The 17,932-nt window shown below is 72.4% G+C and carries 17 protein-coding genes and 1 riboswitch; of the genes, 6 read left to right on the top strand and 11 right to left on the bottom strand.

Annotated elements, in window-relative coordinates; translation table 11 throughout:
• Positions 1-195 precede the first annotated feature (195 nt).
• From C1I92_RS01655 to C1I92_RS01640, 4 genes are all read right to left on the bottom strand, one after another.
• Entirely contained in the window at positions 196-1,290 is a 1,095-nt protein-coding gene (locus C1I92_RS01655; RefSeq protein ID WP_111252923.1) for a branched-chain amino acid aminotransferase, read from the bottom strand.
• A gap of 45 nt (positions 1,291-1,335) precedes the next feature.
• Positions 1,336-2,130, bottom strand: coding sequence for a glycerophosphodiester phosphodiesterase family protein (locus C1I92_RS01650; protein ID WP_146604980.1), 795 nt, complete (start codon positions 2,128-2,130; stop codon positions 1,336-1,338).
• 159 nt (positions 2,131-2,289) lie between these two features.
• Positions 2,290-4,188, bottom strand: coding sequence for a Xaa-Pro dipeptidyl-peptidase (locus tag C1I92_RS01645; RefSeq protein WP_199520856.1), 1,899 nt, complete (start codon positions 4,186-4,188; stop codon positions 2,290-2,292).
• A gap of 158 nt (positions 4,189-4,346) precedes the next feature.
• Entirely contained in the window at positions 4,347-6,245 is a 1,899-nt protein-coding gene (locus tag C1I92_RS01640) for a Xaa-Pro dipeptidyl-peptidase (RefSeq protein ID WP_111252921.1), read from the bottom strand.
• A gap of 142 nt (positions 6,246-6,387) precedes the next feature.
• On the opposite strand from C1I92_RS01640, the gene C1I92_RS01635 reads away from it, so the two are divergent.
• Entirely contained in the window at positions 6,388-7,518 is a 1,131-nt protein-coding gene (locus C1I92_RS01635) for a sensor histidine kinase (RefSeq protein ID WP_146604979.1), read from the top strand.
• Positions 7,519-7,555: 37 nt separating this feature from the next.
• Positions 7,556-8,173, top strand: coding sequence for a response regulator transcription factor (locus C1I92_RS01630; RefSeq protein WP_233506820.1), 618 nt, complete (start codon positions 7,556-7,558; stop codon positions 8,171-8,173).
• Positions 8,174-8,190: 17 nt separating this feature from the next.
• Here C1I92_RS01630 and C1I92_RS01625 read toward each other — a convergent pair whose 3' ends face one another.
• The 4 genes from C1I92_RS01625 to thiD form a co-directional block, all read right to left on the bottom strand.
• On the bottom strand, positions 8,191-9,234 hold the full coding sequence (locus C1I92_RS01625) for a 3-isopropylmalate dehydrogenase (protein ID WP_111252919.1): 1,044 nt from the start codon (positions 9,232-9,234) through the stop codon (positions 8,191-8,193).
• A gap of 332 nt (positions 9,235-9,566) precedes the next feature.
• Positions 9,567-11,156, bottom strand: a complete 1,590-nt coding sequence (gene serA, locus C1I92_RS01620; protein ID WP_111252918.1) for a phosphoglycerate dehydrogenase — start codon at positions 11,154-11,156, stop codon at positions 9,567-9,569.
• A 136-nt stretch (positions 11,157-11,292) separates the two neighbouring features.
• Positions 11,293-11,967 (bottom strand): TenA family protein, encoded by a 675-nt coding sequence (locus C1I92_RS01615; protein ID WP_111252917.1) that lies wholly within the window; start codon positions 11,965-11,967, stop codon positions 11,293-11,295.
• Positions 11,964-12,776: a bifunctional hydroxymethylpyrimidine kinase/phosphomethylpyrimidine kinase gene (thiD, locus tag C1I92_RS01610; RefSeq protein ID WP_111252916.1), complete on the bottom strand. Its 813-nt coding sequence runs from the start codon at positions 12,774-12,776 to the stop codon at positions 11,964-11,966. The genes C1I92_RS01615 and thiD overlap by 4 nt, the downstream gene beginning before the upstream one ends.
• A gap of 39 nt (positions 12,777-12,815) precedes the next feature.
• Positions 12,816-12,909, bottom strand: a riboswitch (TPP riboswitch).
• Between the two features lie 88 nt (positions 12,910-12,997).
• Here thiD and C1I92_RS01605 point away from each other — a divergent pair.
• Positions 12,998-13,426, top strand: coding sequence for a nitroreductase family deazaflavin-dependent oxidoreductase (locus tag C1I92_RS01605; RefSeq protein WP_111252915.1), 429 nt, complete (start codon positions 12,998-13,000; stop codon positions 13,424-13,426).
• On the opposite strand, the gene C1I92_RS35415 is transcribed toward C1I92_RS01605, so the two are convergent.
• A complete protein-coding gene (locus C1I92_RS35415; RefSeq protein ID WP_111252914.1) occupies positions 13,423-14,022 on the bottom strand; it encodes a Clp protease N-terminal domain-containing protein in 600 nt (199 codons plus the stop codon). The genes C1I92_RS01605 and C1I92_RS35415 overlap by 4 nt on opposite strands.
• Before the next feature lie 2 nt (positions 14,023-14,024).
• Positions 14,025-14,249 carry a hypothetical protein gene (locus C1I92_RS01595; protein ID WP_111252913.1) on the bottom strand — a complete coding sequence of 75 codons (225 nt, stop codon included), beginning with the start codon at positions 14,247-14,249 and terminating at the stop codon, positions 14,025-14,027.
• An 86-nt stretch (positions 14,250-14,335) separates the two neighbouring features.
• Between C1I92_RS01595 and C1I92_RS01590 the strand changes: the two genes are divergently transcribed.
• On the top strand, positions 14,336-15,034 hold the full coding sequence (locus C1I92_RS01590) for a class I SAM-dependent DNA methyltransferase (RefSeq protein ID WP_111252912.1): 699 nt from the start codon (positions 14,336-14,338) through the stop codon (positions 15,032-15,034).
• A gap of 90 nt (positions 15,035-15,124) precedes the next feature.
• Here C1I92_RS01590 and C1I92_RS01585 read toward each other — a convergent pair whose 3' ends face one another.
• On the bottom strand, positions 15,125-15,580 hold the full coding sequence (locus C1I92_RS01585; RefSeq protein ID WP_111252911.1) for a YdeI/OmpD-associated family protein: 456 nt from the start codon (positions 15,578-15,580) through the stop codon (positions 15,125-15,127).
• 107 nt (positions 15,581-15,687) lie between these two features.
• Between C1I92_RS01585 and C1I92_RS01580 the strand changes: the two genes are divergently transcribed.
• A complete protein-coding gene (locus C1I92_RS01580; RefSeq protein WP_111252910.1) occupies positions 15,688-16,359 on the top strand; it encodes a phosphotransferase in 672 nt (223 codons plus the stop codon).
• 108 nt (positions 16,360-16,467) lie between these two features.
• Entirely contained in the window at positions 16,468-17,166 is a 699-nt protein-coding gene (locus tag C1I92_RS01575) for a hypothetical protein (protein ID WP_111252909.1), read from the top strand.
• The last annotated feature ends 766 nt before the right edge of the window (positions 17,167-17,932 follow it).

Below are 17,932 nucleotides of genomic sequence, written 5' to 3'. Positions count from 1 at the left end.
CCCTGTCCTGTCCTCACGGGGTTGGCCTACAAACAAAAAGACCCCTCGCGGATGCGAGAGGTCTGCGCGCCTGGCATTGGTGCTGGGTGCCGGCGCGCCTACGAAATAATCAGCGAGTACGTCATCGTGCAGCAGTATGACACAGTTCACCCGGCCGGTGGAGGCGGGTTCGGGTGAACCCGCCTCCGGGCGGCGTCAGACGACGCGGTGCATCCAGCCGTGGGGGTCGTCGGCGCGGCCGTACTGGACGTCGAGGAGCGCGGAGCGGATCTCCTTCGTCACCGGGCCGGGCTCGCTGCCCATGGACAGCTCGCCGCCGTCCCAGGCGAGGCGGCCGAGCGGCGTGACGACCGCGGCCGTTCCGCAGGCGAACACCTCGGTGATGTCGCCCGACGCCACGCCCTCGCGCCACTCGTCGATGGAGAAGCGGCGCTCGTCGACCTTGTAGCCGCGGTCGGCGGCCAGCGCGAGGATCGAGTCGCGGGTGATGCCCTCGAGGATGGTTCCGGTCAGCTCCGGCGTGACGATCGAGCCGTTGGCGTGCACGAAGTAGAGGTTCATGCCGCCGAGCTCCTCGACCCACTTGCGCTCGACCGCGTCGAGGAAGCAGACCTGGTCGCAGCCGTGCTCGATGGCCTCCTGCTGCGCGATCAGGCTGGCCGCGTAGTTGCCCGCGCACTTCGCCGCGCCGGTCCCGCCGGGAGCGGCCCGGGTGTACTCCGACGACAGCCAGATGTCGACCGGCTTCACCCCGGACGAGAAGTACGCGCCGGCCGGCGACGCGATGACGCAGAACGTGACCTGCTTGGCCGGGCGCACGCCGAGGAACACCTCGGAGGCGAACATGAACGGACGCAGGTAGAGGCTCGTCTCACCGCCGGCCGGCACCCAGTCGGCGTCGGCACGGACCAGCAGGTCGACGGCCTCCACGAAGGAGTCGGCCGGGAGCGCCGGGAGCGCCATCCGGTGCGCGCTGCGCGCCATCCGCTCGCCGTTGGCCGACGGGCGGAACGTCCAGATCGATCCGTCGGCGTGCCGGTAGGCCTTGAGCCCCTCGAAGATCGCCTGCGCGTAGTGGAAGACCGCCGTCGCCGGGTCGAGCGCGAGCGGCGCGTACGGGCGCAGGCCGGCGTCGTGCCAGCCGTCGGGGGTCCACGTGGCGGTGACCATGTGGTCGGTGAAGTTCGTGCCGAAGCCGGGGTTGGCCAGGATCTCCGACCGGCGCTCGGGCGATACCGGGTTCGACGCGAGCGTCGTCGAGAACTCCAGTGCCGGTGCGGTCGCTGTCATGGCGGTGCTCCTGGGTCGGAAAACTAGTTGGACGTCCAACCAACGCTACCGATCCTCGCGTTCGGCGTAAACGGTGCGTGGCCAACGACCCTCGGCGATCATCACCTCCCGCAGCACGTCGGGCCGGTCGGTGATGATCCCGTCGACGCCGGCGCTGATCAGCCGGTGCATCGTGACAGGGTCGTCAACCGTCCAAACGATGAGGCGCAACCCCAGGTCATGGGCGCCTTCGACCAGACGGTCGATGAATATCGGCAGTCTACCCCAGCGCAATGGGACGTGCACGAAGCCTCCGTTGGCCACCCGCCGTGGCGGCGCCACCCGCCCGTGCGAGCAGGCCAGCCACGACACCAGCGACCGCCAGCCCAGCGCGCACGACAGCCCCGGCCCGAGGTCGGCCCGCAGCGCCGCCAGCCAGCCGTCCCACGCACCGGCCAGGCACACCCGCTCGACGGCGTTCGTGGCCCGCAGCACCCGCGACAGCGGCTCCAGCGACGCCTCGTCTTTGACGTCGATGACGAACTTCGCGTCCGGGAACGCGGCGAGGACGTCGTCCAGCCGGGCCACCGGCTCCGCCCCCAGCACCGTCAGGCGCGACACCTCGTCCCACGTGCGCCGCCGGACCAGCCCGCGCCCGTCGGTCACCCGGCCCAGGCGCGCGTCATGGAAGGCCAGGCAGACCCCGTCGGCGGTGATCCGCACGTCGGTCTCGAGATAGCGCAGCCCGAGCGCGTACGACCGCTCGAACGCCGCCAGGGTGTTCTCGGCAGCCAGCCCCGCCCCACCCCGGTGGGCGATGGCCAGCACGTGCGGCTCCACTCCGTAACGAGTCAGGCTCACGACCCTTACGGTGACAGGCCTCAACGCGAAGATCGATGGCGAAGTGCCTGTTCGGGACAGGGTTCACAGAAGGTTCACCGGTGCGGCGACCATGGGTGGCCGCCCGGTCAGCGTGGGCCCGCGGGAGGGGGGACGCGGGCCCACGCCGACGTCGTGGGGCTACTCCAGCCCGGCCGCCACGGCCGCGTTCCGCCCGCCGACGATCGGCAGGTCGATCAGCGTCCGCACCGGGTCGAGCGTGATCGTGGCCTGGTTCGGGTCGGCCTGGCTGCCGTAGTCGCGGTAGCTGCCGACGATGATGACGCCGATCCGGTGCCCGGCCGGGAACACGTAGTCCTCCGGCAGCAGCGGGAAGTCGACGGTGTAGGGGCGGCCCGGCACCAGCGCCGTCGCCGTCGTGTAGTCCCGCAGGTTGACGGCGTCGAGGATGCCCTTGGTGACGACCTCGCGCTCGGTCAGGGCGACCCGCTTGGTGACCTGGCGGTAGCACGCGTCCTCGGCGTACCCGCCCCAGGTCGCCGTCGCACCCCAGCAGTCCTCGACGGTGCCGGTGATGACGCCGTCGCCGGCCCGCTGGACCCGCTCGGCCGGACCGTAGTCGACCAGGATCACCCCGAAGTTGGTGTCGGTGGTGCTGACCGACGCGTCCAGGTGCACCCGCGGCGTGCCGGAGATGTGCAGCGGCGCCGTGAGCGGCTCGGACACGTACGCGATCCGGTTCGGCTGCAGCGCCAGCTCGTTGCCGACCATCGTCGCCTCCCGCTGGGCGGGGTCGTCGACGAAGCTCAGCGACGGGTCCGACGGGCGGTTCGGCGTGACCGAGAGCCGGCCGGCCGTCGTCGTGGACGGCTGGAGCCACAGCCGGGTCTCGCGTGCGCCGGGGACCGGCCAGTCGTTGTACTCGGCCCACACGTCCGGCGCCCGCTCGATGTCGGCGATCGGCTCGTCCATGATCCCGTTGTCGACGTCCTGCAGCCAGAAGTCGAACCAGCGGTGCAGCTCGTCGACCCACTCGGCGCGGCGGAAGTCGAACGGGTCGATGTGCCCGGTCTGGGTCAGCCACAGCTTGCGCGGCACGTCGTTCTCGGCCAGCTCGTACCACCACTTGCTGAAGTGGTCCGGCCGGACGTTCTCGTCGTTGATGCCGTGCACGACGAAGACGCTGGCGGTGACGTTGCCGGCGTCGGGGTTGTAGTCGCGGATGCGCCAGAACGGCGTGTAGTCGCCGGTCTCGTCGCCGTCGGTGGCGGCCAGCGTGTCGCGGACCGGCCGGCAGTGCTCGCGCCGGGACGGGTTGGTGACGGTGTTCGACAGCGACGACGGGTAGCTGTTGCCGCGGGTGACCACGCCGTTGCTGCGGGTGTAGTCGTACCAGCTGGAGATCGCGCTGATCGGCACGATCGTGCTCATGCCCTCGACGCCGGACGCGGCGGTCGCGTTGGCCAGCGTGCCGTCGTAGGACTTGCCGATCAGGCCGGTCCGCCCGTTGTGCCAGTCGGCGACGACCTCGTTGCCGTCCTTGTCCACGCCGGGGATGCGGCCGTTCAGCCAGTCGATGACGACCTTCGGCGACAGGTTGTCCGAGACGTCGCCGGTGGTCGGGCAGCCGGTCGAGTTGCTGGTGCCGATCATGTCCATCAGCACGATCGCGTAGCCGCGCGGGACGAAGTAGTTGTCGTAGAACAGCGGCCAGCGGTCCAGCAGCCCGTCGCCGTCGAGGTCCACCTTGAGCTCGGACTCGTTGCCGCGCCCCAGCGTCGAGTAGTAGGGGCTCGGGTCCATGATGACCGGCACCTTCAGGCCCTGCTCACTGGCCGCCGGACGCATGATGTCGACGGAGATGACGTCGACCACTCCGTCGCCGTCGGAGTCGTAGGGCGAGGTGATGAAGACGCGCTCGCGGATCGCGTCGTCGTAGCCGAAGACGGGCTGCGTGACCCCGTCCTCGACCACGATGGCCGGTTCGTCGGCGGCGGCTCCGGCGCCGGTGGCGACCGCCGCCGTGGCGATCAACGCGAGACTGGCGGAGACGGCGAACAACCTGCGGGCTCTGACCACGTGTGCCTCCCATGTCGGAAGAGTCCGGCCGTGCCATGTGACATGAAAGTCGGCTGTAACGCTCCGTGTCAATATCGGCATGAACCGTGACATAACGTCACCGCGTGCGGCGTGACGGTGGGGCGCCGGGAGGCCGGTCGCCGGCGCCCCACCGGGTCTCAGTCCAGCCCGGCCGCGACGGCCGCCGTCCGGCCGCCGACGATCGGCAGCTCGATGACGCTGCGCTCGGGCAGCACCGAGATGGTGGCGCGGTTCGGGTCGGCCTGGCTGCCGTAGTCGCGGTAGCTGCCGACGACGATGACGCCGATGCGGTGCCCCGCCGGGAAGACGTAGTCCTCCGGCAGCAGCGGGAACTGCACGTCGTACGGCTTGCCCGGGATCAGCGGCGTCGGCGTGCTGTAGTCGTACAGGTTGACGCCGTCGACGATGCCCTTGGTCACCACCTCGCGCTGGGTGAGTGCGACCCGCTTGTCGACCTCCTTGTAACAGGCGTCCTCCGCGTAGCCGCCCCAGGTCGCCGTCGCACCCCAGCAGTCCTCGACGGTGCCGGTGATGACGCCGTCGCCGGCGCGCTGGACCCGTTCGGCCGGCCCGTAGTCGACCAGGATCACCCCGAAGTTGGTGTCGGTCGCACTCACCGTCGCGCCGAGCTGGAGCCGCGGCGTACCGGAGATGTGCAGCGGCGCCGTCAACGGGTCGGACAGGTACACCAGCCGGTTCGGCGTGACCGTCTCCTCGTTCGAGACCATGGCGGTCTCGCGCTGGGCGGGGTCGTCGACGAAGCTCAGGACCGGGTCGGACGGGCGGTTCGGCGCGACGGACAGGCCGCCCGCGGCGCCGGCGTTCGGCTCCAGCCACAGCCGCGTCGGCCGCGACCCCGGGATCGGCCAGTCGTTCGCCGTCTCCCACACGTCCGGCGCGCGCTCGATGTCGACCATGGGCTCGTCCATGATCCCGTTGTCCACACCCTGCAGCCAGAAGTCGAACCAGCGGTGCAGCTCGTCGACCCACTCGGCGCGGCGGAAGTCGAACGGGTCGATGTGCCCGGTCTGGGTCAGCCACAGCTTGCGCGGCACGTCGTTCTCGGCCAGCTCGTACCACCACTTGCTGAAGTGGTCCGGCCGGACGTTCTCGTCGTTGATGCCGTGCACGACGAACACACTGGCCTTCACCTTGTCGACGTCGCGGTTGTAGTCGCGGATGCGCCAGAACGGCGTGTAGTCGCCGGTCTCGTCGCCGTCGTTGGCGGAGAGGAAGTCGCGCACGGCTCGGCAGTGGTCGCGGCGGTCCGGGTTCGTGACGGTGTTCGCGAGGCTGGCCAGGTAGTTGTTGCCGCGCTGGACGACGCCGTTGCTGCGCGTGTAGTCGTAGTAGCTGGAGATCGCGCTGATCGGCACGATCGTGCTCAGGCCCTCGACGCCGGACGCGGCCGTCGCGTTGGCCAGCGTGCCGTCGTAGGACTTGCCGATCAGGCCGGTCCGCCCGTTGTGCCAGTCGGCGACGACCTCGTTGCCGTCCTTGTCGACGCCGGGGATGCGGCCGTTCAGCCAGTCGATGACGACCTTCGGCGACAGGTTGTCCGAGTCGTCGTGCACCGTCGGGCAGCCGGTGGAGTTGTTGGTGCCGATCATGTCCATGAGGATCACGGCGTAGCCGCGCGGCACGAAGTAGTTGTCGTAGAACAGCGGCCAGCGGTCCAGCAGCCCGTCGCCGTCGACGTCCACCTTGAGCTCGGACTCGTTGCCGCGGCCCAGCGTGGAGTAGTAGGGGCTCGGGTCCATGATCACCGGGACGTCGAGGCCCTGCTCGCTCGCGGCCGGACGCATGATGTCGATCGCGATGACGTCGTCCTCGCCGTTCGCGTCGGAGTCGTAGGGCGAGGTGATGAAGACGCGCTCCCGGATCGCGTCGTCGTAGCCGAAGACCGGCTGGGTGACCCCGTTCTCGACCACGATGCCTGGCTCGTCGGCGCCGGCGCCCACGCTGCCGGCGACCGCCGCGGTCGCGGTCAGCGTGAGGGCGGCGGGGACCGCGAGCAACCTGCGGGCTCTGACCACGTCTGTCTCCCATGTCCGGCGGGACCGATATGTGCCATGTCACATACAAGTGGTCGCGAACAGGGGTGTCAAGATCGGTCACGTCTGATGCGTGATGCTCGTCATCTCCCGTCGGCTGCGCCACCCGCGAGAGAGTGTGCGCATGCCTGACCTGACGATCGCGCGCCGCGTCGTGCTGGCGATCCTGCTGGGCAACTCGGTCTGGGTGCTGATCATCCCGTGGCGGACGGTCGACCCGCCCACGCCGATGGCCGAGGTCGCCTTCGCGGCCGGCCTGCTGGCGGCGGCGGTCGCGATCGGCCTGATGCTGCGCGCCGCCGCGTGGGCGCTGGTCCAGGCCCGCCGGACGCCGGCCGCGGCGGCGGTCCTGGTGACGCTGGCGCTGTGGTGGCCGGCCTTCGCGTGGGCCGGCGACGACCAGGCGCCGTGGGCGTGGCTGGCCGGCATGGTGGCGGGCGCGGTCGCGCTGGCCATGCCGTGGATCGTCGCGGCCGGCGTCCTGGCGGCGTTCACCGTCGCGGCGACGGCCGGCGCGCTGGCCCACGACGCATCCGTGCTGAGGGAACTGCTCACGCTCGGGGGCGCCGCGGCCGCCGTCGTCGTCATGCTGAACGCGCTGATCTGGCTGCTCGGGCTGCTGCACAGCTCGGAACGGGCGCGTGAGTCCGAGGCCGCGCTGGCGGTGGCCGAGGAGCGGCTGCGGATGAGCCGTGAGCTGCACGACCTGCTCGGGCACCGGCTGACGGTGATCGCGCTCAAGGCCGAGCTGGCCGCCGGCCTGACCGGCGCCGATCCCGAGCGGGCCCGGGCCGAGAGCGACGAGATCCGGCAGGTCGCCGCGGCCACGCTCGGCGAGGTGCGCCGGGCCGTGCAGGGCGAGACGACAACCGACCTGCGGCACCAGCTGGAGTCGGCGCGCCTGGTGCTGTCGTCGGCCGGCGTCCGGATGGACGTCGCGCTGGACCCGCTGCCGCTGACCGCGGCCGAGTCCGCCCTGCTCGCCGCCGTCGTCCGCGAGGGCGTCACCAACGTCCTGCGGCACGCCCGCGCCACCGAGGTGCGGATCAGCCTCGCCGTAATGCCGGGAGGGCGCACCCTCGGGTTCGTCGACGACGGTTCCGGCGCCGGGTCGGTAGGCGCCGGGCCGGACGGCGACCGGCCGGGCGGGACCGGGCTGGCCGGGCTGGCCGTCCGCTGCGCCGATCTCGGTGCGACCCTGACCGCCGGACCGGTCGACGGCGGCTTCGAGCTGCGGGTCGACCTGCCCGCGTGACATTGCGCCCCGGCCGCGCGATCCGGACACTGTCCCTGTGCGCGACGAGCCGATCAGGGTCCTGCTGGCGGAGGACGAGGAGCTGATCCGGGTCGCGCTCGCCGGACTGCTCGATCGCGAGCCCGACATCGACGTGGTCGCGGCCGCCGCCGACGGCCGGGCCGCGGTCGACCTCGCGCTGCGGCACCGGCCCGACGTCGCCGTCGTCGACCTGCAGATGCCGGGACTCGACGGGCTGGAGGTCGTGACGGAGCTGGGCCGGGCGCTGCCGGAGTGCGCGGCCGTCGTCCTCACCGGGCACGGCCGGCCGGTGGTGCTGCGCCGGGCGCTGGCCTCCGGCGCCCGCGGGTTCCTCGCCAAGGGCGCGCCGGGCACCGCGCTGGCCGACGTCGTCCGGCGCGTCCACGAGGGCCACCGCTACGTCGACCCCCTGCTCGGCGCCGACGCGCTCACCGCGCCGCCGTCGCCACTGACCACGCGTGAGGCGGACGTCCTGCGGTGCGCCCGCGCCGACCGGCCGGTCCGCGACGTCGCCCGTGAGCTGTTCCTCTCGCCCGGCACCGTGCGCAACCAGCTCTCCCGGGTGACCCAGAAGCTCGGCGTCGCGACCCGCGCCGAGGCGTACGAGCTGGCGCAGGACTCCGGCTGGCTGTGACAGCTGCTGCTGTGACGTCAGGCGGTGACGCGGGCGGCGAGTGCGTCGCCGATCTCCGCGGTGCGGCGCTTGGCCGTCCCCCGCTCCCCCAGGTCCGCCGCGACGGCGTCGACGATGCGGGTGGCCTGCTCGGCCAGGCCGAGGTGGTCCAGCAGCAGGCTCACCGACAGCACGGTCGCCGTCGGGTCGGCGACGCCCTGGCCGGCGATGTCCGGCGCGGAGCCGTGCACCGGCTCGAACATCGACGGCGCGGTGCGGTCGGGGTTGACGTTGCCGCTGGCCGCGAGGCCGATGCCGCCGGTGATCGCGGCCGCGAGGTCGGTGAGGATGTCGCCGAACAGGTTGTCGGTCACGAGGACGTCGAACCGGCTGGGGTCGGTCACGAAGAAGATCGTCGCGGCGTCGACGTGCAGGTAGTCGACGGCGACGTCGGGGAACTCCTGGCCGACCCGCTCGACCGTCCGCCGCCACAGGTGGCCGGCGTGCACCAGCACGTTGTGCTTGTGGACGAAGGTGAGCTTGCGGCGCGGCCGGGCCTGCGCCCGCGCGAACGCGTCACGCACGACCCGCTCGACGCCGAACGCGGTGTTGACGCTGACCTCGTTGGCTACCTCGTGCGGCGTGCCGACCCGCAGCGCGCCGCCGTTGCCGACGTACGGTCCCTCGGTCCCCTCGCGGACGACGACGAAGTCGACCTCGCCGGGGTCCTTCAGCGGCGTGGCGACGCCGGGGAAGAGGCGGGACGGGCGCAGGTTGACATAGTGGTCCAGTTCGAAGCGCAGCTTGAGCAGCAGGCCGCGCTCGAGCACGCCGCTGGGCACGTCCGGGTCACCGACGGCGCCGAGCAGGATCGCGTCGTGCCCGCGCAGCTCCTCGAGGACGGAATCGGGCAGCGTCTCACCGGTCGCGTGCCAGCGCCGGGCGCCGAGGTCGTAGGTGGTGGTGCCCACCTTGACGTCGGTGCCCGCCAGCACGGCGTCGAGCACCTTCAGACCCTCGGCGACGACCTCGGTACCGATCCCGTCACCCGGGATGACTGCCAGGTTGAGACTGCGCGACATGCCCCACACCGTACGACCGTCGTCCACATGATGGCATCCGCGTCCCGCGATTCGGACGCGGGATCGCGTCGACCGAGGTCAGCGCGTGCGTACGGAGAGGTCGGCCCGGCCGTACTCGCCGCCGTTGTCGCGGCGGTCGATGGCCTCCTGCAACGCGTGCCGGGTCTCCTGCGCCTGCTGCTGTTCTTCGGTCATGATGGACTCCACGATTTACTCGGTCGTCCTAGCTTATGGACCGCAGGCGGCTGCCGTCTCGCGGAATGGCGCACCATCTCACGATGCGAGAACTCCCGCCGCCCCACCAGGGGCGACGGGAGTCCGTCAGCGAAGGGTCAGCCGTCGAGGTCGACGGTGCGGCCCCACTCGGCGCCGATGGCGGCGACGATGTCGTCGAGTACCTGGACCGGGATGGCCTGGTCGACGGTCATGGCGACGAGCGCCTGGCCGCCCTTGCCGGTGCGGCTGACCTGCATGCCGGCGATGTTGACGTCCGCCTCGCCGAGCACCCGCCCGACCGTGCCGACGATGCCCGGCCGGTCGGTGTAGCGCAGGAACGCCATGTGCTCGGCCGGCACCACCTCGATGTCGTACCCGAGCACCTCGACGATCTTCTCCACGTGCTTCGGGCCGGACAGCGTGCCCGACACCGACACGCTCCGCCCGTCGGCCAGGACACCGCGCAGCGTCACCAAGTTGCGGTAGTCGTCGGACTCCTCGTCGGTGACCAGCCGGACCTCGACACCACGGTCGCCGGCGATGACGGGGGCGTTGACGTAGGAGACCGGGTCCTCGACGACGTCGGCGAAGACCCCCTTCAGCGCGGCCAGCTCGAGGATCTTCACGTCGTGCGCGGTGATCTCGCCACGCACCTCGACGTCGAGCTGGGTCGCGACGCCGCCGGCCAGCGCGGTGAAGATGCGGCCGAGCTTCTCCGCCAGCGGGATGCCGGGGCGGACGTCCTCGGCGATCGCGCCGCCCTTGACGTTGACGGCGTCGGGCACCAGCTCGCCGGCCAGCGCGAGCCGCACCGACTTCGCGACCGACACGCCGGCCTTCTCCTGCGCCTCGTCGGTCGACGCGCCCAGGTGCGGCGTGACAACGACGGACTCGAAGTCGAACAGCGGCGACTCGGTCGTCGGCTCGGACGCGAACACGTCGATGCCGGCGCCGGCGACCCGGCCCTCCTTGAGCGCCAGCGCGAGCGCGTGCTCGTCGACGATCCCGCCGCGAGCCGCGTTGATGATGCGCACCGACGGCTTCACCTTGCGCAGCGCCTGCTCGCCGATGAGGCCGACGGTCTCCGGCGTCTTGGGCAGGTGGACGGTGATGAAGTCGCTCTCCTCGAGCAGCTGGTCCAGCGAGACGCTGCGCACGCCCATCTGCGCGGCCCGGGCGGCCGGCACGTAGGGGTCGTAGGCGATGACGTTCATGCCGAACGACGACAGCCGCTGCGCGACCAGCACGCCGATGCGGCCCAGGCCGACGATGCCGGCGGTCTTCTCGTACAGCTCGACACCGGAGTACTTGCTGCGCTTCCACTCGCCGCCCTTGAGCGCCTCGTTGGCCGGCGCGATGTTGCGGGCGGTCGCCAGCAGCAGGCCGATGGCCAGCTCGGCGGCGCTGGTGATGTTGGAGGTGGGAGCGTTGACGACCATGACGCCGGCCTGCGTGGCGGCCTTCACGTCGACGTTGTCCAGGCCGACGCCGGCGCGCGCGATGACCTTCAGCTTCTTCGCGGCGGCGATCGCCTCGGCGTCGACCTTGGTGGCCGAGCGGACCAGGATCGCGTCGACGTCGACGATGGCCGGCAGCAGCGCCGCGCGGTCGGCGCCGTCGATGTTGCGGATCTCGAAATCGGGCCCGAGCGCGTCGACGGTGGCGGGCGAGAGCTCTTCGGCGATGAGTACGACGGGCTTGGTCACGGTGGACTGGACCTCCGGGTGTGTCGGGCGAGGTGTGACGAGCGCGACACTGGGCCCGGGTTGCGACCGAGTGTAACGCCACGTAAACCAAACGCGCACCCACCTGACGTAGGGTGGCCGGCTCGTTTCGTCCGGATTACGCCGGCAGCGGCCACGTCTCCCCACGCCAGGCCGCGTCCCAGAACATCCACTCGAACCGGGTCGCCCGCGCGTACGCCTCGTGCATGGCCGCGACGGTGCCGGGGTGCCGCTCGGCCTGCTCGTCGGCGAACGACTCCGCGCGGCGGGTGTCGGCCTCGAACGCCGGGTCGGCATAGGTGCGCAGCCACGTCTCGTACGGGTGCCGCTGCGCCCCGTCGAGCACCGCCACCAGTTCGCGGCCGACCTCGGTGTAGACGCGGAAGCACGGCAGCAGCCCGGCCAGCGCGACGCCGGCGGGCGCCAGCGCGGCGTCGGACTGCAGCGTGTTGGCGTAGGCCAGACAGGTCGGCGTGGGCTCGATCTCGCCGAGCGCGTCGGCCAGCGTCGTGCCCGCCTCGGCCAGCAGCGCCTCGTGCAGCAGCCGCTCCGCGTCGACGGCTCCGGCGGCGAACCGGGCGATGACGGCGGCCTGCGCCGGGTCCGGCCAGCGGGCCGCCGTCGTGGCCAGCGCCCGGGCGTAGCGGGACAGGTAGTGCGCGTCGTCGGCGAGGTAGCGCAGGAACACCGTGCGCTCCAGCGTCCCGTCGGCCAGGCCGGTGAGGAACGGGTGCTTGCGGATCGCGTCGTACCAGGTCGCCGCCGCGATCCAGGCGTCGGAGGAGAAGCTCATGCAGGGGTCCCTTCCGGCGTCCACCAGGCGTGGAAGTGGTGCACCGGCCCGTGACCGGAGCCGACGTGCAGCTGGTCGGCGGCGCGCAGCGCCTCGGTGAGGTAGGTCTTGGCGTCGCGGACGGCGTCGCGCAGCGGCCGCCCGTGCCCCAGGCCGACGGCGATCGCGGACGACAGCGTGCAGCCGGTGCCGTGCGTGTTCGCCGTCGCGACGCGCCGTTCGCGCAGCTCCAGCACGCCGTCGTCGTCGGCCAGGACGTCGACGGCGTCCGGGCCGGCCGCGTGCCCGCCCTTGACCAGCGCGGCCGGACCCTTCGCGTGCAGTTCCGTCGCCGCGTCGGCGGCCTCCTCGGGCGCGACCGCAGGCAGGCCGAGCAGCGCCGCGGTCTCGGGCAGGTTCGGGGTGACGACGGTGGCCAGCGGCAGCAGCCGGTCGCGGATCGCCTCGACCGTCGCGTCGTCCACCAACCGGTCCCCGGACGTCGCGACCATGACCGGGTCGACGACGAGCTGCCGCACGCCGTGCCGGCGGGCCGCGTCGGCCACCGCCTCGACGACGTCCGGACTGCCCAGCATGCCGGTCTTCACTGCCGTCACGTCGAGGTCGGCGAACAGCGCGTCGAGCTGCTCGGTGACGAAGCTCGCCGGCACCGGCAGCACGCCGGTGACGCCGCGGGTGTTCTGCGCGGTCAGCGCCGTCAGGACCGCGCCGCCGTACGCGCCGAGGGCGGAGAACGTCTTGAGGTCGGCCTGGATGCCGGCGCCGCCGGACGGGTCGGACCCCGCCGCCGTGATGATCGTGGGTGTCATGTGCCGCGGACAGCTCCTTCCGCCGGGAAGGGAGCGCCGACACCACCACCGTCGGTCTCCCTGCGCCGGCATGACCCGGATCAGGTTCGGCGGGTGTGATCTCAGCCCACGCGGGGCACCCCGGCCGATCGGTACGCCTCGATCCTAGACTCGTCCGGGATGGACGCGCACGAGGGGTTCTCCTGGCGGCCGGCGGCGCTGCTGCGCGGGCTCGCCTCACGATGAAGACGTACCGGACGACACTGGCCCGCCGGCTCGGGAACGCGTTGTTCGCGCCGGCGCTTCGGGCCGGGCTGGTGCGGCCGTACGCCCTGCTCACCGTCCGCGGCCGGACGTCGGGGCGGCCACGGAGCACGCCGGTGCGGGTCATGACGCATGACGGGCAGCGCTATCTCGTCGCGCCGTACGGTGCGGTCGGCTGGGTGCTGAACGTCCGCGCGGCCGGGAAGGTGACGCTGCGCCGCGGCCGCTGGCGCGCGGTGTACTCCGTCGTCGAGTGCGGGCCGGACGAGGCCGGGCCGGTGCTGCGGGCGTACGCGCGGGCCGAGCCGATCACCCGTCCGTACTTCGACGCCCGGGCGTCCGACCCGCCGGCGGCGTTCGCCGCGGAGGCCGGCCGGCACCCCGTCTTCCGGCTCGTTCCCGCTTAGGCGGCCTTGCGCAGGTCGGCCAGGATCTGCTCACGGACGGCGCGCGGCTGGATGCCGAGCCGGTCGAACAGCGCCACCGTCTGCTGGTCGTCGCTGCGCAGCAGACCGAGCAGGAGGTGCTGGGTCCCGATCGAGCCGTCCTTGCGGGCCAGCGCCTCGCGCAACGACAGCTCCAACGCCTTCTTCGCCCGCGGCGTGAAGGGCAGGTGGCCCAAGCGGCCGTCGTCCTGCTTGCCGCGGCGGAACACGCCGAACCGCTTGCCGCGGCCGTCCTCCAGCGGCGCGTCCAGCGCTCCTTCGCCGAACGCCTGCTCGGCCCGCTTGCGGACCTCGTCGAGGTCGATGCCGAACGCCTTCAGCGCCTCGGTGTCCTCCTCGCCCAGCGCCGGTCCGCCCGCGAGCGCGACCACGGCGTCGCGGCCGCGCTCGGCCGTCACACCCATCCGCGTCAGCGTCGCGACCCCTGGCGCGTCCGGCGTCGCCAGCAGGGCGAGCAGCACGTGCTCGGTGCCGATCGAGCGGTGCCGCAGCTCGCGGGCCTCCTCCTGGGCGCCGATCACGGCGAAGCGGGCCTCCTTGGTGAATCGTTCGAACATCACTACCTCCTGGCGTGCTTCTTGTGAACGGCCTGCCGGCTGACGCCGAGGGCGGCCCCGATCTCTTCCCAGGACCAGCCCTGGCGGCGGGCGCTGTCGACCTGCAGCGCCTCGAGTCGCTCCACCAGCCGGCGCAGCGCGGCGACCGCCCGCAGCCCCACCCTCGGGTCCGCGTCGACGGCCCCGGCGGCGGCGTCGACCGCCTCTCGTGCTTCCGATCCGGTCATGGTTGTCAGCTTAGGTTGACGCCACTGCTGATGTCAACATGGGTTGACGGCGGAGGTTGTCGGAGCCGGCCGGTAGCGTCCGGACCATGATCGAACCCGACTTCGTCACCGCCACCCGGGCCGCGTACGACACCGTCGCCGCGTCCTATGCCGAGCAGCTGCGCGACCATCTCGCCGGCGAGCCGTTCGACCGCGCGATGCTCGACGCGTTCGCGTCGCTGGCCGGCGCGGGCGCCGTGCTCGAGGTCGGCTGTGGCCCCGGCCGGATCACGGGTTACCTGCACCAACTCGGCCTCGACGTCGCCGGCATCGACCTCTCCCCCGCCATGATCGACGTCGCCCGTGCCGCCCACCCCGGTATCCGGTTCACCGTCGGTTCCATGGCATCCCTCGACGTCCCCGACGGCGGCCTCGCCGGGCTGGTCGCGTGGTACTCGATCATCCACACCCCGCCTGAGCTGCTGCCCGCCGTGTTCGCCGAGTTCCGCCGCGTCCTCGCACCCGTCGGCGGGCGGCTGCTGCTGGCCTTCCAGGTGGGTGACGAGCGGGTGCGGATCGAACAGGCCTACGGCCACTCCTTTCCCGCCGTCGACGCGTACCGGCTGCCGCCCAACCTGATCGCCGACCTCCTGGTGGACGCGGGGTTCGCCATCGAGGCGCGGCTGGTCCGAGCGCCGCGGCCGCCGGAGGAGCGGCCGCAGGCCTACCTCATGGCCACCGTGGCCGACGACGCCGCCGCGGCCGTCGCGGCCGTCGCGGCCGAGAAGGAGGAGGCGGTGCGCTGATGTGTCCCACCCAGGCCCCGACGCGGCACCCGGAGGCCGGGCGTGCCCCTCCCTGCCAGGCGCCGGCTCAGGTCGGTCTCGGGCGTCCGCTCAGGGTGCCTCGTCGCCGAGGATCATGCGGACCGCTTTGGCGGCGCGGTCGTCGCGGGTCTGCTGCCGCTTGGCCTCGGCGATCCAGTCGGCGTATTCGCGGCGGTGCGAGAACGACATCGCCTCGTACGCGGCCTGTGCCGCCGGATCGGCCGCGAGCGCCGCGCTGAGCTCGGGCGGCACGTCCACGACCCGCGGCTGGTCGTCCGGCGTGATCGCGACGTGCACCGTGTCGCCAACGTCGACGCCGAGGTCGGCGCGCAGGGCCTTGCGCAGTCCGATCCAGCCGGCGCCGCCGTAGACGGCGACCGTCGTGCGGAAGGGCGGCTCGCCGTTGACCGACACGAGCACCGGCGCGCGCGCCTTGCCGTACGCCTCCTTCGGGTCGAACGGCAGCGCGAAACCGCAGCCCGGGCCGTCGTCGCCGACGAGCACCGCGTCGAACTCCGTCGCCATGCCGCCATTGTGCTCCTCCGTACGCTGGCCGGCATGGACCAGATCGGCGCCGGCCGCACCGCCGACGTCTACGCGATCGGCGACCACGGGGTGCTGGGCGGGCCGGCATGGAACTGATCGGCTCCGGACGCACCGCCGACGTCTACGCGATCGGCGACGACCGGGTGCTGCGCCGCTACCGCGACGGCGGGTCGGCCGTCGCGGAGGCGGCCGTCATGGAACACGTCCGCGCCCACGGCGTCCCCGTGCCGGCCGTCCACGACGTCACTGGTCCGGACCTCGTACTGGACCGGCTCACCGGCCCGACGCTGCTGCAGGCGGCCCTCCGCGGGGACCGCACCGCCGACGACGTCGCGGGCGTGCTGGCCGGACTGCACCACCGGCTGCACGCCGTCCCGCCGTCCGGCCATCCGCGCCCGGTCGCACCGGCGGACGGCGCGGCGGCGACCGTCATCCACCTCGACCTGCACCCCGACAACGTTCTGCTGACCGCGTCCGGCCCGGTGCTGATCGACTGGCGCAACGCCACCGACGGCCCAGGTGACCTGGACGTCGCGTACTCGGCGCTGATCCTCGCGCAGGTCGCCGTCGACCCCGGCGCCGGGCCGCAGGCGCTCGCGGCGGCGCTGATCGAGCCGTTCCTGACGATGGCCGGAGGCGCGCCGCTGCGCTACCTGGAGACGGCGACCGCCCGCCGCGGCGCGGACCCGATGATGTCCGCGACGGAGCTGGACCGGCTCGGCGCCGCCGCCGCACTCGTCGCTCGGACGGCCCGCTGATCGGCCGTCCGCGGGCCGGAAAAGTACGCCGCAAAGCAGTGGAATCCGGGCGTGAACAGGAGCAAGATGGAGAGCACACGACCCGTCGAAGACTCTCGGGGTGCATCCATGTCCGGTCTCCACAACGACGCACCTGGCCTGCTGCCGGTGCTCTCGAAGGGCAAACACCGCAACGCACGCAAGGGCGCGTGCTTCATGGAATTCGCGTCCTACCTCGCCGGCGAGCGCTGGAGCGACCATCCGTCCTGCACGCACCCGCTGCTGGCCGCGGTCGCCCGGCTGGTGAACGACGCCATCTCCGACGAGCGACGGCCGGCGCTGGCGCCGCTGGTCCCCAAGGTCATCGGCGTCGACTCCGACGACCCGCGGATGGACGTGCACATCACGCTCCGGGTCGCCGCGACGGCGCTGCCGGTGGCCTCGGCCGAGCGGCAACGCGTCCTCGCCGTCGCGCTGCTGTCGGCTGAGCGGATCCTCGACGAGCTCGACCACCGGCCGGCCGGGACGCTCACCGAACGCAGCCGCCACGCGCTGGCGAAGGTCCCGGTGGCGGCCAAGTGGGCCCGCGACTTCGCCGAGGGCGAGCAGACCACGATGAAGGGGTTCCAGCGCTACGCCGCCCCGACGGCCGTGCGCTGCGCGGTCGAAGGCGTCGCCAACGCGTGCGTGTCCGACCCCGACGCGTTGCTGCACGAGCTGCTGGAGCTGACCATCGCCGACTGCGCGCGCCTGGTCGAGCCCCGCGGCGCCGCTGACCCGGCTCGCTGGGAGGACGCCTGCCGGCTCACCGGCACCGTCAGCGCCTGATCGGGTGGGCCTGACCGGAGCCGCCTGACCGGCTCGACGCAAGCGTGCCGACGGCGGGCCCATGCAGCCCGTCCAGGCCGAGCTGCGAGCCGGGCCGGCGGCATGCACGCGCCGTGACGGCAACGGATCTGGGCCACCGCCGGCAAGGACGATCGCGCTGTCCGACTGGGCGGCCGGCCACGCACAGCCATCGCCCGGCCGGCCGCGCGAACCTGTCCGCAAGCCGGCACAACACCCGAGCCACCACCTCCCAGCCCCGGCCAGCCCGGGCGGCCGGCGGCCGGGCCACCCACAACGAAGCGTGAGCGGCCAGCCGAGCCCACGCCCAGCGAGCCCGAAGCCCAGACCACCCACAACGAAGCGCGAGCGGCCAACAGAGCCCACGCCCAGCGAACCCGAAGCCCAGACCACCCACAACGAAGCGTGAGCGGCCAACAGAGCCCACGCCCAGCGAACCCGAAGCCCAGACCACCCACAACGAAGCGTGAGCGGCCAACAGAGCCCACGCCCAGCGAACCCGAAGCCCAGACCACCCACAACGGACGGTGAGCGGCCAGCGGACCTCACGCCGAGCGAGCCTGAGGGCCGGGGCCCATTTTCCGGGTGGCCCCCTCCGAGTCTTTGCCCCCGGTCGTGGAGGGTGACGTCCCAGGTCGTGGTGTAACGGTCGGGCCGTTGTCGGCGTGGGTGACCACGTCGGGGGTGGCCATCGTGTGATGGTCGGCGAGACCACGCCAATGGTTCTCGCGGAAGGGACACATCACAC

This window comes from Jiangella anatolica (assembly GCF_003236295.1).
Lineage (GTDB): Bacteria > Actinomycetota > Actinomycetes > Jiangellales > Jiangellaceae > Jiangella > Jiangella anatolica.
This window is presented reverse-complemented; position numbering and strand designations above follow the sequence as displayed.

What these genes read in the sequence shown, in the direction of transcription:
- C1I92_RS01655 (WP_111252923.1), bottom strand. Translation starts at nt 1,290, where the DNA reads ATGACAGCGACCGCACCGGCACTGGAGTTCTCGACGACGCTCGCGTCG.
- C1I92_RS01635 (WP_146604979.1), top strand. Translation starts at nt 6,388, where the DNA reads ATGCCTGACCTGACGATCGCGCGCCGCGTCGTGCTGGCGATCCTGCTG.
- C1I92_RS01625 (WP_111252919.1), bottom strand. Translation starts at nt 9,234, where the DNA reads ATGTCGCGCAGTCTCAACCTGGCAGTCATCCCGGGTGACGGGATCGGT.
- C1I92_RS01615 (WP_111252917.1), bottom strand. Translation starts at nt 11,967, where the DNA reads ATGAGCTTCTCCTCCGACGCCTGGATCGCGGCGGCGACCTGGTACGAC.
- thiD (WP_111252916.1), bottom strand. Translation starts at nt 12,776, where the DNA reads ATGACACCCACGATCATCACGGCGGCGGGGTCCGACCCGTCCGGCGGC.
- C1I92_RS01605 (WP_111252915.1), top strand. Translation starts at nt 12,998, where the DNA reads ATGAAGACGTACCGGACGACACTGGCCCGCCGGCTCGGGAACGCGTTG.
- C1I92_RS35415 (WP_111252914.1), bottom strand. Translation starts at nt 14,022, where the DNA reads ATGTTCGAACGATTCACCAAGGAGGCCCGCTTCGCCGTGATCGGCGCC.
- C1I92_RS01595 (WP_111252913.1), bottom strand. Translation starts at nt 14,249, where the DNA reads ATGACCGGATCGGAAGCACGAGAGGCGGTCGACGCCGCCGCCGGGGCC.
- C1I92_RS01590 (WP_111252912.1), top strand. Translation starts at nt 14,336, where the DNA reads ATGATCGAACCCGACTTCGTCACCGCCACCCGGGCCGCGTACGACACC.
- C1I92_RS01585 (WP_111252911.1), bottom strand. Translation starts at nt 15,580, where the DNA reads ATGGCGACGGAGTTCGACGCGGTGCTCGTCGGCGACGACGGCCCGGGC.
- C1I92_RS01580 (WP_111252910.1), top strand. Translation starts at nt 15,688, where the DNA reads ATGGAACTGATCGGCTCCGGACGCACCGCCGACGTCTACGCGATCGGC.
- C1I92_RS01575 (WP_111252909.1), top strand. Translation starts at nt 16,468, where the DNA reads ATGTCCGGTCTCCACAACGACGCACCTGGCCTGCTGCCGGTGCTCTCG.